The organism is Variovorax soli (assembly GCF_031454625.1).
GTDB classification, from domain to species: Bacteria; Pseudomonadota; Gammaproteobacteria; order Burkholderiales; family Burkholderiaceae_C; genus Variovorax; species Variovorax soli_A.
Genome location: NZ_JAVDRF010000002.1, coordinates 183,033 through 197,042 on the forward strand (window position 1 = coordinate 183,033; position 14,010 = coordinate 197,042).

At 69.3% G+C, this 14,010-nt stretch carries 13 protein-coding genes; 11 read left to right on the plus strand and 2 right to left on the minus strand.

Annotated features, from left to right (window positions below; genetic code table 11):
• Positions 1–3 precede the first annotated feature (3 nt).
• Entirely contained in the window at positions 4–819 is an 816-nt protein-coding gene (locus J2739_RS04715; protein WP_309899071.1) for a PP2C family protein-serine/threonine phosphatase, read from the minus strand.
• Between the two features lie 91 nt (positions 820–910).
• Here J2739_RS04715 and J2739_RS04720 point away from each other — a divergent pair, with 91 nt between their 5' ends.
• Both J2739_RS04720 and J2739_RS04725 read left to right on the plus strand, forming a co-directional pair.
• Positions 911–1,117 carry a YdcH family protein gene (locus J2739_RS04720; RefSeq protein WP_309899073.1) on the plus strand — a complete coding sequence of 69 codons (207 nt, stop codon included), beginning with the start codon at positions 911–913 and terminating at the stop codon, positions 1,115–1,117.
• Entirely contained in the window at positions 1,117–3,195 is a 2,079-nt protein-coding gene (locus J2739_RS04725) for a DNA repair helicase YoaA (RefSeq protein WP_309899075.1), read from the plus strand. The genes J2739_RS04720 and J2739_RS04725 overlap by 1 nt, the downstream gene beginning before the upstream one ends.
• A 40-nt stretch (positions 3,196–3,235) precedes the next feature.
• Here the strand turns inward: J2739_RS04725 and J2739_RS04730 are convergent, their stop codons facing one another.
• Positions 3,236–4,045, minus strand: coding sequence for an outer membrane protein assembly factor BamD (locus J2739_RS04730; RefSeq protein WP_309899078.1), 810 nt, complete (start codon positions 4,043–4,045; stop codon positions 3,236–3,238).
• 22 nt (positions 4,046–4,067) lie between these two features.
• Here J2739_RS04730 and J2739_RS04735 point away from each other — a divergent pair, with 22 nt between their 5' ends.
• From J2739_RS04735 to hisS, 9 genes are all read left to right on the plus strand, one after another.
• On the plus strand, positions 4,068–5,084 hold the full coding sequence (locus J2739_RS04735) for an RluA family pseudouridine synthase (RefSeq protein WP_405053839.1): 1,017 nt from the start codon (positions 4,068–4,070) through the stop codon (positions 5,082–5,084).
• Between the two features lie 130 nt (positions 5,085–5,214).
• Positions 5,215–6,123, plus strand: a complete 909-nt coding sequence (gene scpB, locus J2739_RS04740; RefSeq protein WP_309899082.1) for an SMC-Scp complex subunit ScpB — start codon at positions 5,215–5,217, stop codon at positions 6,121–6,123.
• Positions 6,120–7,832 (plus strand): pseudouridine synthase, encoded by a 1,713-nt coding sequence (locus J2739_RS04745; RefSeq protein ID WP_309899084.1) that lies wholly within the window; start codon positions 6,120–6,122, stop codon positions 7,830–7,832. The genes scpB and J2739_RS04745 overlap by 4 nt, the downstream gene beginning before the upstream one ends.
• A gap of 149 nt (positions 7,833–7,981) precedes the next feature.
• Positions 7,982–8,401: a nucleoside-diphosphate kinase gene (gene ndk / locus J2739_RS04750; protein ID WP_309899086.1), complete on the plus strand. Its 420-nt coding sequence runs from the start codon at positions 7,982–7,984 to the stop codon at positions 8,399–8,401.
• A gap of 21 nt (positions 8,402–8,422) precedes the next feature.
• Positions 8,423–9,565 (plus strand): dual-specificity RNA methyltransferase RlmN, encoded by a 1,143-nt coding sequence (gene rlmN, locus J2739_RS04755; protein ID WP_309899087.1) that lies wholly within the window; start codon positions 8,423–8,425, stop codon positions 9,563–9,565.
• A 4-nt stretch (positions 9,566–9,569) separates the two neighbouring features.
• Positions 9,570–10,400 carry a type IV pilus biogenesis/stability protein PilW gene (gene pilW / locus J2739_RS04760; protein WP_309899089.1) on the plus strand — a complete coding sequence of 277 codons (831 nt, stop codon included), beginning with the start codon at positions 9,570–9,572 and terminating at the stop codon, positions 10,398–10,400.
• Positions 10,401–10,461: 61 nt separating this feature from the next.
• Positions 10,462–11,307, plus strand: a complete 846-nt coding sequence (locus J2739_RS04765; protein WP_309899091.1) for a helix-turn-helix domain-containing protein — start codon at positions 10,462–10,464, stop codon at positions 11,305–11,307.
• Positions 11,308–11,385: 78 nt separating this feature from the next.
• Positions 11,386–12,645: a flavodoxin-dependent (E)-4-hydroxy-3-methylbut-2-enyl-diphosphate synthase gene (gene ispG, locus J2739_RS04770; RefSeq protein WP_405053840.1), complete on the plus strand. Its 1,260-nt coding sequence runs from the start codon at positions 11,386–11,388 to the stop codon at positions 12,643–12,645.
• A gap of 52 nt (positions 12,646–12,697) precedes the next feature.
• Positions 12,698–14,005, plus strand: a complete 1,308-nt coding sequence (gene hisS, locus J2739_RS04775) for a histidine--tRNA ligase (RefSeq protein WP_309899095.1) — start codon at positions 12,698–12,700, stop codon at positions 14,003–14,005.
• The last annotated feature ends 5 nt before the right edge of the window (positions 14,006–14,010 follow it).

Here is a 14,010-nt window from a genome sequence, read left to right on the forward strand (position 1 = left end):
GTCCTATTCGTCTTCCAGCGCTTCGGGCTCGGGCAGATCGCCCAGCTTGAGGATGGCCAGCGAGATGTTGTCGCCGGTCCCACGGGCCCGCCGGCGCGCTTCCGACACCAGGAGCTCCGCGGCGACGCGCGGCGTCTGCTCGGCCAGCACCCGGCCCATCTCCTCCGGTGTGAAGTAATGCCAGAGCCCGTCGCTGCAGGCCATCAGCAGATCGCCGGGCTCCATGTTGGGGACGAGGTGGATGTCGACCGGCGGGGGGGTGGACTTCATGCCCAGGCAGCCGAGCAGGATGTTGCTTTGCGGGTGCAGGTTGGCCTCCGCCTCGCTGATCTCCCCGCGATCCACCAGCGCCTGCACATAGGAATGGTCCTTGGTGCGCTTGATCAGCTGCCCGCGCCGGAAGTGGTAGATGCGGGAGTCGCCCGCATGGATCCAGGCGCAGTCGCCCCCGGGGTTCATGAGGAAGGCGGCGATCGTGCTGTGCGGCTCCTGTTCGCTGGACAGCGCGGTGAGCTTGATGACCGTGTTGGCCTCTTCGAGCAACTGCCGCAGCACATGCACCGACTCGTCGCGTCCCGGCTTGTAGCGCGCGAAGAGCTGGCGCGCCGTCATCAGCACCTGGTCCGAAGCCTTGCGCCCGCCGCTGCGCCCGCCCATGCCGTCGGCGATCACGCCGAGCACGCAGCCCGCCGCGCGCGGGTGGTTCATCACCAGGACCTGGTCTTGCTGGTACGGGCGGTCCCCCTTGTGGAGGCCGGTGGCGGCGGCGAGTCGAAAGCCTCGCGTCTGGGGCGCGGCTGCAGCGACGGAGTCCTTCATGCGAGGTCTGGCGAGTGGAACGAGGACGTACATTATCGAGTCAACCTGAGCGAAGGCTGAGAGCACTCCGTCACGTCTTCGCATCATTCCCTTGGACTCCAATCTCCATTCCTTCTCCCGCCAGCTGATCGAATTGCGCATCGAGCATGCCGACCTGGATGCCGCCATCGACCGACTGGCCGAGACCGTCGAGCCGCGCGACGATCTGCTGCTGCGCCGGCTGAAGAAGATGCGCCTGGCCTTGCGCGACCGCATCGTGCGGCTGGAGTGCCTGCTCGACCCGCAAGAGCCTGCCTGATGTCGATCGTCGATTGGCCCGAGGACTTCGAGGCGGACGCGGCGTCCGCGGAATCCCGGCCGGCGCGGCGGGAAGCCGGCCACCTGGGCGCCGAGGTCGGCGCCGCCTTCGCCCAGGACGGCGTGCTCTCGCAGGCCGCCGAGCAGTTCCGCGAACGCGAGGGCCAGACCCAGATGGCGCTCGCCGTGGCCCGTGCCATCGACCACGGCGGCGTGCTGGTGGTGGAGGCCGGCACCGGCGTCGGCAAGACCTTCTCTTACCTGGTGCCGGCCCTCTTGAGCGGAGAGCGGGTGCTGCTGTCGACCGCCACCAAGGCGCTGCAGGACCAGCTCTTCGGCCGCGACCTGCCGCGCCTGGTCGAGGCCCTCGGCCTGCCCCTGCGCACGGCGCTGCTCAAGGGCCGCGCCAGCTACCTGTGCCTGCACCGCCTCGACCAGGCGCGCCACGACGCGTCGCTGCCGGAGCGCAGCAGCCTGCGCACGCTGGCCAAGATCGAGCAGTGGTCCAAGGCCACGCGCACCGGCGACCTCGCCGAGCTGCCGGGGCTGGACGAGCGCTCGCCGCTGATCCCGCTGGTGACCTCCACCCGCGAGAACTGCCTCGGCGTCCAGTGCCCGCAGTTCAAGCCCTGCCATGTGAACCAGGCCCGCCGCGAGGCGATGGCGGCCGACATCGTCGTGATCAACCACCACCTGTTCTTCGCCGACCTGGCTGTGCGCGAATCGGGCATGGCGGAACTGCTGCCGAGCGTGCGCGTGGTCGTGTTCGACGAGGCCCACCAGCTCAACGAGACCGGCGTGCAGTTCCTCGGCGTGCAGCTGGGGAGCGGGCAGGCGCTGGACTTCGCACGCGACATGCTTGCGGCCGGGCTGCAGCACGCGCGCGGCCTGGTCGATTGGCAACAGCTGGTCGCAGCGACCGAGCGTGCCGCCAGGGAACTGCGGCTGGCCGTCGGCAAGCAATGGCCGGGGGCGAAGCTGCGCTGGGCCGGCCCGGCACCGGAAGGCGTGCCGGCTGATGCCTGGCAGGAAGCGCTCGATGCCCTGAAGCACGCCTGCGCGGAAGCTGCAAGCGGGCTGGACACGGTGAGCGAGCTCTCGCCCGACTTCGTGCGGCTGCATGAGCGCGCCGAACAGCTGGCCGAGCGCGCAGCGCGCTTCGCCAGGCCCTGCGCGCCGGAGTCGGTGCGCTGGGTGGACGTGGGCACGCAGCTGCGGCTGGTCGAATCGCCCCTCGACATCGCGGAAGCCGTGCGCACGCGGGTGCTCAAGAGAGGCCAGGGCGACGCGCAGGAGCAAGGGCGTGCCTGGGTCTTCACCTCGGCCACCCTGGGGGATGACCCGAAGCTGCGCTGGTTCACCGAACCCTGCGGCCTCGAGGATGCCGAGGTGCTGCGCGTCAACAGCCCCTTCGACTACGCGCGCCAGGCGGCGCTCTACGTCCCGCGTGACTTTCCCAAGCCCAACGACCCGGCGCACAGCGTGCGGGTGGCGCGGCTCGCCGCGCAGGGCGCCGCCATCCTGGGCGGACGCACGCTGGTGCTGACGACCACGCTGCGCGCGCTGCGCACCATCGGCGATGCCATCCGCCAGCACTTCGAGCCCATGGAAGCGGCACGCAGGTCCGAGGTGCTGGTGCAGGGCGAACTGCCCAAGCGGGTTCTGATGGAGCGTTTCCGCGAGGGCGCCGGCCATGGCCGCGCGGGCTGTGTGCTGGTGGCCTCGGCCTCGTTCTGGGAAGGCTTCGATGCGCCCGGCGATGCCCTGCAGCTCGTAGTGATCGACAAGCTGCCCTTTCCGCCGCCCAACGATCCGCTGGTCGAGGCGCGTTCGCAGCGGCTCGAATCGCAGGGCCGCAGCGCCTTCGGCGAATACTCGCTGCCGGAGGCGGCGGTGGCCCTCAAGCAGGGCGCCGGCCGGCTGATCCGCCGCGAGACCGATCGCGGCGTGCTGGCCATCTGCGATACCCGGCTCGCCACCATGGGCTACGGACGCCGGCTGCTGGCCGCCTTGCCGCCGATGCGGCGGCTGGAGGACGAGGGCGCCTTCGAAGCCGCGCTGATCGAACTCACGCGCTGAAAAGATAAAAAGGCCCGGATCGGGCCTTTTTATCGCTTCGCTACCAGAGCTTCCACCAGGGGTCGTCCTTGCCGCGGAAGCCGCGCGACAGGTACTCGCTCTGCGGATAGTTGGTGGTCAGCACGCGCTTCGCGTCGTCACGCAGGTCCGTCATGCCGAGCGCATCGTAGGACTGGACCATGATGTACAGCGCCTCTTCCAGCGCCGGCACCTCGCGGTAGTCCGCCAGTGCGAGCTGCGCTCGGTTGATGGCCGCCAGGTAGGCGCCGCGCGTGTAGTAGTAGCGCGCCACGTGCACCTCGTACTGGGCCAGCGAGTTGACGATGTAGTTCATGCGCTGGCGCGCATCGGGCGTGTAGCGCGACTCGGGGAAACGGGTGACCAGCTCCTTGAAGGCCTCGAAGGATTCCTTGGCCGCCTTCTGGTCGCGCTCCGACAGGTCCTGCCGCGTCAGCCAGCCGAACATCCCGAGGTCGTCGTTGAAATTGATCACGCCCTTGAGGTAGATCGCGTAGTCCATCGCCGGGCTGGCCGGGTGCAGCTTCATGAAGCGGTCGAGGGTCGCGATGGCGGCCGGCTTTTCGCCGGACTTGTATTGGGCAAAGGCCTTGTCGAGCTGCGCCTGCTGGGCGAGCGGGGTGCCGGCGGCGCGGCCCTCGAGCTTCTCGAACAGGGGCACGGCCTTGTCGTAGGCGCCGGAGTCTGCTTCTTCCTTGGCTTCGGAATAGATGCGGTTGGGACTCCAGTTCGCGGTCTTGTCGACAGAGGTCGACGAGCAGCCGGCCACCAGCCATGCGGCCGAGCACAAGGCCAGCCAGGCGGGGACAACCGATAATTTGGCGCGACGCATCAATCAGGCTTTCGTGAAAACAGTGCCCTCAATTATATCGGCCGACCCTTTTGGCGAGCTTCCGGAGGGGGCCGAGCACGACGAGGCCGCCGAGCCTTCCGAGCCCAGCGAGACCCGCAGCTTCCTGATCCATGAGGCGCAGCACGGCCAGCGCCTGGACCGGGCGCTGGCCGCGCTGGTGCCCGAGTTCTCGCGCAGCTACCTGCAGCAGCTGATCGAGGCCGGCGCGGTCGCGCTCCAGCAGCGGGTCGTGACCAAGGCCGCCACCACCGTCCATGCCGGCGAGATCGGCGCCATCGAGCTGCGGCCCACGCCGCAGAGCCAGGCCTTCAAGCCCGAGCGCATGCCGATCACGGTGCTGCACGAGGACGAACACCTGCGCGTCATCGACAAGCCGGCCGGTCTGGTGGTCCACCCGGCGCCGGGCCACTGGAGCGGCACGCTCCTCAACGGTTTGCTCGCGCTGGATCCGCGGGCCGCGCTGCTGCCGCGCGCGGGCATCGTGCACCGGCTGGATCGCGACACCAGCGGCCTGATGGTGGTGGCGCGCAGCCGTGCCGCGATGGATGCGCTGGTGGCGCTGATCGCGGCCCGCGACATCAAGCGCCAGTACCTCGCGCTCGCGCACCGCGACTGGCAGGGCGCCCCCACACGCCATGTGGATGCTGCGATCGGGCGCGACCCACGCAACCGGCTGCGCATGGCGGTGGTCGACCTCGAGCGGCACCCGGGCAAGCCTGCACGCACGCTGATCGAGGCGCTGGACAGCAACGACCTGGGCTGCGCGGTGCGCTGCACGCTGGAGACGGGACGCACCCACCAGATCCGCGTGCACATGGCGTCCATCGGCCATCCCCTGGTGGGCGATGCGCTCTACGGCGGCGCCGCTGCAGCCGGCCTGGAGCGGCAGGCCCTGCATGCCTTCAGGCTCGCCTTCGTCCACCCCGTCACCGGCGCGCCCATGGAGTTCCTGGCTGCGCCGCCTCCCGATCTGGTGCAGGCTATGCAGGCCTGGGGGCTGGATTACAATCGCGCCTGACGGCCCCGAGGGCCGCGCCGGCGACCCGATGCCGGCCTCGCTGTCCATCGCCCGAGTGCCGGCAGCGCCTTCTTCCATCCTTCTGAAAAACAAGCGTCTTCAAGGCGCCTTTTCCCGGATACCGCGAACCATGAATACGGCGGATGCCAAGCGCATTCTCGAAACCGCCTTGATCTGTTCGACGCAGCCCTTGCCGGTGCGCGAACTGCGCGTGCTGTTCGACGACGAGCTGGGCGCCGACACGATCAAGTCGCTGTTGCACGAACTGCAGGAAGACTGGTCGCAGCGCGGCCTGGAGCTCGTGAGCGTGGCCACCGGCTGGCGCTTCCAGAGCCGCCCCGAGCTGCGCGACCACCTCGATCGCCTGCACCCTGAAAAGCCGCCTCGCTACACGCGCGCCGCGCTCGAGACACTCGCCATCATCGCCTACCGCCAGCCGGTCACCCGCGGCGACATGGAAGACATCCGCGGCGTCACCATCAACTCGCTGATCCTGAAGCAGCTCGAAGACCGCAACTGGGTCGAGGTCATCGGCCACCGCGAGACCGTGGGCCGGCCGGCGCTCTATGCGACCACGCGCCAGTTTCTCGATGATCTCGGCCTGGAATCGCTCGACCAGTTGCCGGTCATCGAAACGCCTGCCCAGCAGGCCGGACTGGTCGGCGCCCTGGCGCAGGCCGCCGACCGGCAGCCTGGCTTGCCGATCGACGAGCCGGTGGTCGAGGCGGGTCCCGCCAGCCCGGAGGACGAGGCCGGTCTCGAGCAGGCCCCGGCCGTGGAAGAAGTTCAGGCGGTCCCGCTCGACTCTTCCGCGAGGTCCACTGCCGAGCCCGCAGACGCGGGCGTATCTCCGGCCGAATCCCACACCCAGGCTGATCCCCATCCACCCGAAGTGCCTCTCGAAGCCGAACCCGGCGCCGCCGCGACCTTCGTGGCCGCCGGCCACCAGCCCGAGCTCCAGCCCTCGTTCACGCCCGAGCCCGACCTCGAGGCGGACGAGGAAGACACCCCCGCCGTCCGTTCCGGAACCCGACCATGAGCCCATCCGATCCTGAAGACGCAGCAATGCTGCCGGCCGGACCCGTGTCCGAAGAAGAGGCGCCGGCCGTCCCCGCGCAGCCCAGCGAAGACGGTGCACATCCCGCCGCCGAAGCAGCGGGCGAGGCGCCGCGCAAGCGCCGGCCGCGCCGCCGCAAGCCGGCCGATCCGGCAGCCGAGACCGCCGTCGAGGAGGTCGAAGCGCCGGCCGCGCCGGTTATGACCCCGGCCGCCGAAGTGATCGAAGCCCCTGTTCCGGTCGAGCCGGCCGAGGTCCGGGAGCCGGTGGCGCCCCGCGAGACCACCCGAGTCCAAGAGGGTGAACAGGACGAGCAGGACGAAGAGGACGAAGAGGAAGAGCCCGACGAGGAGGAGGACGACCTCGACCGTGCGCGCCGCGCCGCCGAGCGCGAGCAGCGCAATGCGCCGCCGCCCGAGCCGATCCGCTTCGTCGACGTCGTCTCCGGCCAGTTCGACGCCGACGAGGACAGCCCCGAAGTGCCGCCGCTCAAGCGCGTGCTGCTGCCCGAAGCCGACTCGCCCAAGCTCCACAAGGTGCTGGCGCAGGCGGGGCTGGGCTCGCGGCTGGAGATGGAGCAGTTGATCCTCCAGGGCCGCATTTCGGTCAACAACGAGCCGGCCCACATCGGCCAGCGCATTCAGTTCGGCGACCAGGTCAAGCTCAACGGCAAGCCGATCCGCTACCGCATCGCGCCGCCGCCGGCGCGCGTGATCGCCTACCACAAGCCGGTCGGCGAGGTCGTGACGCACGACGATCCGCAGAACCGTCCCACCGTGTTCCGCAAGCTGCCGCGCCTGCCGCAAGGCAAGTGGCAGTCGGTGGGGCGCCTCGACCTCAACACCGAGGGCCTGCTGCTGTTTACCAGCTCGGGCGAGCTGGCCAACCAACTGATGCATCCGCGCTTCGGCCTCGAACGCGAGTACGCGGTCCGGGTGCTGGGTGCGCTGAGCAACGACGAGAAGCAGCGCCTGCTCGAAGGCGTGCGCCTCGACGATGGCATGGCGCACTTCGGCACCATCGAGGACGGCGGCGGCGAGGGCTCGAACTGCTGGTACCGCGTCACGATCTCCGAGGGCCGCAACCGCGAGGTGCGCCGCCTGTTCGAATCGGTGGGCCACGCGGTCAGCCGCCTGATCCGCATCCGCTATGGCGCCATGGTGCTGCCGCGCGGCCTCAAGCGCGGCGCCTGGATGGAACTGGACGAGCGCGACATCCGCGCGCTGTTCCAGGCGCTGGGTTCGGAACGTCCCGGCCGCGGCCCGAGCCCCGGTCCCGGACCGAAGGGCAGGGGCCAGGAAGGCGGCGGCCGCAGCAACCGAAATCGCAAGCGCCGCGGCAACCGCAATGGCGGCGGTGCGCAGTCCGAGAGCCGGGAGCCGCCGATCCCGAATCCGCTGACCAGCGGGCCCAACGCCCGCGGTCGCGGCGGCAACGGCGGCGCGCCGCAGGGGCAGGGCCAGGCACGCCGCAATCGCCAGGGCGGCAAGCGCGATGACCGGGCCCCGGGTGGCGGCAACAGCCAGCCCGATCCGATGAAGACCTCGCTGGGCTACATCGGCGCCGACAGCTTCTCGCGCCAACGCAAGGAGCAGCGATCGGGCCCGCGCCGCGGCGGAGGCGGGCCTTCGGGCGGTCCCTCCGGCGGCAACTTCGGCGGGCAGGGCGGCGGTCGCCGCCGCGGCCGCTGATCGCACGATCGGCCGTGGCCCTTTCACCCGCCCGTCACGGGCGGTGATGGCCGCGCCGGTTAAAATCAGAGGCTTTGTCAAGGGAGCGCAGCCTGCCGCTGCGGCTTGACGGAACTCATCGAAATCCAAGCACTCAAGAAAGCACTTCAATGGCCATCGAACGCACCCTCTCCATCATCAAGCCCGACGCCGTCGCGAAGAACGTCATCGGCAAGATCGTCTCCCGCTTCGAAGCCGCCGGCCTCAAGATCGTGGCCGCCAAGCTGGTACAGCTGTCGCAGGCCGACGCCGAGCAGTTCTACGCCGTGCACAAGGAGCGCCCCTTCTTCAAGGATCTGGTCAGCTTCATGATCTCCGGCCCCGTGTTCGTGCAGGCCCTCGAGGGAGAGGACGCCATCGCCAAGAACCGCGACCTGATGGGCGCCACCGACCCGAAGAAGGCAGCTCCGGGCACCATCCGCGCCGACTTCGCGGACAGCATCGACGCCAATGCCGTCCATGGCTCGGACGCTGCCGAAACCGCGAAGGTCGAAATCGCCTTCTTCTTCCCCGAGCTCAAGGCCCGCTGAGGCGGAGCCTTCCCGCGCGCAATGACCACGGCCAACCTGCTCGACTTCGACCTCGAGGGGCTGGCCGCGTTCTGCGAAAAGCTCGGCGAGAAGCGCTTCCGCGCCACGCAGCTGTTCCGCTGGATCCATCAACGGGGCGCGAGCGACTTCGCCGAGATGACCGATCTCGCGAAGTCGCTGCGCGAGAAGCTCGCGGGCAGCGCACGTGTCGAAGCCCTGCCGGTCGTCACCCAGCAGGAATCGGCCGACGGCACCATCAAGTGGCTGTTCGATGTCGGCGAAGGCAATGCTGTCGAGGCCGTGTTCATCCCCGAGGACGACCGCGGCACGCTGTGCGTGTCTTCGCAGGCCGGCTGCGCCGTCGGCTGCCGCTTCTGCTCCACCGGCCACCAGGGCTTCAGCCGCAACCTCGGCACGGGCGAGATCGTGGCCCAGCTTTGGTTTGCCGAGCACTTCCTGCGCAAGCACCTGAAACGCGACGAACGCGTGATCTCCAACGTGGTGATGATGGGCATGGGCGAGCCGCTGCAAAACTATGCGGCGCTGGTGCCGGCCCTGCGCACCATGCTCGACGACAACGCCTACGGCTTGTCGCGCCGGCGGGTGACGGTCTCGACTTCCGGCGTGGTGCCCATGATCGACCGGCTCGGCGCCGATTGCCCGGTGGCGCTGGCGGTGTCGCTGCATGCGCCCAACGATGCGCTGCGTGACGACCTGGTGCCGCTCAATCGCAAATACCCGCTGGCCGAACTGCTGGACGCCTGCAAGCGCTACCTGGCGCATGCGCCGCGGGACTTCATCACCTTCGAGTACTGCATGCTCGACGGCGTCAACGACCAGCCCGCGCATGCGCGCCAGCTGATCGAGCTGGTGCGGTCGCAGGGCGTCTCCTGCAAATTCAACCTGATCCCTTTCAACCCCTTTCCGGCCTCCGGCCTGCTGCGCTCGCCGCAGCCGCGCGTGCTCGCATTCGCCAAGCTGCTGAGCGACGCGGGCATCGTGACCACGGTGCGCAAGACCCGCGGCGATGACATCGACGCGGCCTGCGGGCAGCTGGCCGGCGACGTGAAAGACCGGACCAACGCCGCCCAGCGCATGGCGCAGCGGCGCACCGTGGTCCTGCACCCGGCGCGCAAGAAGATCTCCACTGCCCAGGAGCAATGAACCGATGATCAAGGCCCCTTCGACCGCGCAGCAGCGGATGATGCAAGCGCTCTTCGGCGTCGCGGCGGCAGTCGTGCTCGCCGGCTGCGCCACCAAGGATGCCGGCGTGCCCAGCACCGCCGGCAACGCGGCCGGCATCATGACGGACTCGGACGAAGGCAATGCCCGCAAGCGCGCCCGCCTGCGCATCGAGCTCGCCGTCGGCTACTTCGAGCAGGGGCAGCCCACCGTCGCGCTGGACGAGATCAAGCAGGCGCTGGCCGCCGATCCCAACTTCGCCGACGCCTACAACCTGCGCGGCCTGGTCTACATGCGCCTGGACGATGCCGGCCTGGCCGAGGACAGCTTCCGCCGCGCGATCGCGCTGAACCCGCGCGACCCCAACACGCTGCACAACTACGGCTGGCTGCTGTGCCAGCAGAACCGCTTCGGCGATGCGCAGCAGCAGTTTTCCGCAGCCCTGGCCATTGCCACCTACGGCGACCGCGCCAAGACGCTGATGACGCAGGGCGTGTGCCAGATGCGCGCCGGCCAGCGTGCCGACGCCGAGCGCAGCCTGACACAGGCCTACGAGATCGATGCCGGCAACCCGGTGATCGGCTACAACCTCGCTTCGCTGCTGGCGCAGCGCGAGGACTGGTCGCGTGCGCAGTTCTACATCCGCCGCATCAACAACGGGCCCGCGGCCAGCGCCGAGACGCTGTGGCTGGGCATCAAGGTCGAACGCCGGCTCAACAACCGCGATGCGGTCACACAGCTCGCCGGCCAGCTGCAGCGGCGCTTCCCGCAATCGCGCGAGGCTGCGGCCTATGAGCGCGGAAACTTCAATGATTGAAAAGGCGAGCGAATTCGGGGCCTCGGCTGCTGTACCCCTGATAGCCGGCGACAGCACCCACATGAGCGCCGGGGACATGCTGCGCCAGGCGCGCGAGGCGCACGGCCTGCACCTCGACATGGTGGCCGCCGCGCTCAAGGTGACGCCGCAGAAGCTGGCGGCGCTGGAGTCCGACGACATCGAAGCCTTGCCCGATCCGGTGTTCGCGCGTGCGCTCGCCGCCAGCGTGTGCCGCGCGCTGCGCATCGATCCCGCGCCGGTGCTGGCCAAGCTGCCCGGTGCGCAGCCCGCGGGGCTGGCGCAGGCCGACCGCACCATGAGCAAGGCACTGCCTTCGCAGGTGCGCGCCGGCAACGGACCCAGCGGCCTGCCTTCGCGCGCGCTGCTGATGGTCGTGGCCCTGCTGCTGGTCGGCGCGGCGGTGCTGTTCTGGCTGCCCTCGTCGATCTTCGACCGGCTGGGCGAGGCGATCTCGCAGATCACGCGCCCTGCCGAGAAGAGCGAGGCGTCCTCGCCCGCGGCACAGGCGCCGGCAAATCCGGCCCAGGCTGACGGCGTCGTCGAGGCGTCCGAGCCTGTGGCGCCACCGGCAGCGGACTCTGCGCCGGCAGTGCCGGCACCCGCTGCGGCGACGCCGGCGATCCAGGCGCCGGCTGCCACTGGCGCGGACCAGATCGTCTTCGTCGCGCGCCAGGACTCGTGGGTCACGGTGAACGACGCCGCCGGCAAGTCCCTGCTGCGGCGCACGGTGCAGGCCGGCGAGACCGTGGGGCTCAGCGGCGCCTTGCCCCTGTCCGTGGTCATCGGCCGCGCCTCGGGCGTGGACGTACAGGTGCGTGGCAAGGCCTTCGACCTGAAGCCGGTGACGCGCGGCGGCGGCGTGGCCCGGTTCGAGGTGAAGCCATGAGTGCCGCCCGGCCGCTCCGAAGGGGGCTCGCACCGCAGCCGGGGTCCAGGAGGTTGCCTTATGAGTGAAGATCTGGCGATGCCCGGCAGCTGCCTGCCCATCGAATCGGCTGCGCCACGCGCTCGCCGCTCTCGCCAGGCCAGCGTGAGCTGGGGCCCCCGCATCGTCACCGTCGGCGGCGACGCGCCCGTGCGTGTTCAGTCGATGACCAATACGGATACGGTGGATGCGATCGGCACCGCGATCCAGGTCAAGGAGTTGGCGCAGGCCGGCTCCGAGATGGTGCGCATCACCGTCAACACGCCCGAGGCCGCGGCGCAGGTACCCTACATCCGCGAGCAACTCGACCGAATGGGCGTCGACGTGCCGCTGATCGGCGACTTTCACTACAACGGCCACCGCCTGCTGACCGACTTCCCGGCCTGTGCCGAGGCGCTGAGCAAGTACCGCATCAATCCCGGCAACGTGGGCAAGGGCGACAAGCGCGACCGCCAGTTCGGCCAGATGATCGATGCCGCCATGCGCTGGAACAAGCCGGTGCGCATCGGCGTGAACTGGGGCAGCCTCGACCAGGAGCTGCTGGCCAGCCTGATGGATGTGAACAGCCGCCGCACCGAGCCGTGGGACGCGAAGCAGGTGATGTACGAGGCGCTGGTCAGCTCGGCCATCGGCTCGGCGCAGCTGGCCGAATCGATGGGCATGGCGGGCAGCCAGATCATCCTGAGCTGCAAGGTGAGCGGCGTGCAGGATTTGATCTCGGTCTACCGCGAGCTGGCCAAGCGCTGCGACTATGCGCTGCACCTGGGCCTGACCGAAGCCGGCATGGGCACCAAGGGCACGGTGGCCTCGGCCACCGCGCTGTCGATCCTGCTGCAGGAAGGCATCGGCGACACCATCCGCGTCTCGCTCACGCCGCAACCCGGCGAATCGCGCACGCAGGAAGTGGTGATCGCCAACGAGATCCTGCAAGCCCTCGGCCTGCGCGTGTTCGTGCCGAGCGTCACCGCCTGCCCCGGCTGCGGGCGCACCACCAGCACCACCTTCCAGGAACTGGCCAAGCAGATCGACGACTACCTGCGCCTGCAGATGCCGGTCTGGCGCAGCCGGTACCCGGGCGTCGAGACGATGAAGGTGGCCGTGATGGGCTGCATCGTCAACGGCCCCGGCGAGAGCAAGCATGCCGACATCGGCATCAGCCTGCCCGGCACCGGCGAGGCACCGGCCGCGCCCGTCTTCGTCGATGGCGAAAAAGCGCTGACGCTGCGTGGCGAGAACATCGCCGCCGAGTTCCATCAGCTGGTCGAGGACTACGTCGAGAGGCGCTTTGGCAAGGCATGAATGAAAAACCGGACCTCCTGAAGTCCGACTTCAAAAAAAATCTGCAACCCGAATGACCGACAAACTCAATGCCGTCAAAGGCATGAACGACACCTTGCCGCCGGAATCGGCGCGCTGGGAATGGCTCGAAGCCACTGTGCGCGAGCTGATGTCGCGCTACGCCTACCGCAACATCCGCACGCCGATCCTGGAGCACACGGCCCTGTTCGTGCGCGGCATCGGCGAGGTGACGGACATCGTCGAGAAGGAGATGTACTCCTTTCACGACCGTTCGGACAAGTACGGCGACAACGACCACCTGACGCTGCGCCCGGAGAACACCGCCGGCATCGTGCGCGCCGCGATCGAGCACAACATGCTTTACGACGGCGGCAAGCGCCTGTGGGCCATCGGCCCGATGTTTCGGCGCGAGAAGCCGCAGCGAGGGCGCTTCCGCCAGTTCCATCAGATCGACGTCGAGGCGCTGGGCTTCGCCGGGCCGGACGTCGATGCGGAGCTGGTCCTGCTCGCCAGCGCGCTGTGGAAGGCTATCGGGCTGACGGACGTGCGCCTGGAGATCAACAGCCTGGGCCAGCCGGCCGAGCGCGCGCAGCACCGGGCCCAGCTGGTCGCTCACTTCGAGGCGCATGCCCACCAGCTCGACGAGGACGCCAGGCGCCGCCTGCACAGCAATCCGCTGCGCATTCTCGACACCAAGAACCCGGCCATGAAAGCGATGGTGGAAGCCGCGCCGAAGCTGATCGATTTTCTCGGCGCCGAGTCGCTCGCGCATTTCGAGGGGCTGAAGGCCATCCTCGATGCCAATGGCATTGCCTACACCGTCAATCCGCGCCTGGTGCGCGGCCTCGACTACTACAACCTCAGCGTCTTCGAGTTCGTGACCGACCGACTCGGCTCGCAGGGCACCGTGTGCGCCGGCGGGCGCTATGACGGCCTGTTCGAGCAACTCGGCGGCAAGCCCGCGCCGGCGGTGGGCTGGGCCATTGGCGTGGAGCGGGTGCTCGAGTTGCTGAAGGAGCAGGGCACGGCCATTCCCATGCCCGCGCCGGACGCCTATGCGGTGGTGCCGGATACGGCCGCGATGCCGGTCGCGTTGCGCACGCTCCAACAGCTGCGCGAGGCCGGCGTGCGGGTGCAGATGCACGGCGCTACCGCCGACGGCATGGGGAGCTTCAAGTCCCAGTTCAAGAAAGCCGACAGCAGCGGCGCGACCTATGCGCTGATCTTCGGCGCCGACGAACTGGCGCGCGGCGAGCTCACGGTGAAGGCGCTGCGCGACGGCACCGGGGCCCAGGTCGCCCGCCCGCTGGCCGATCTGGCCTGGGCCTCGACCCTACAATCCCCGGCTCCCAACAACTGACACCG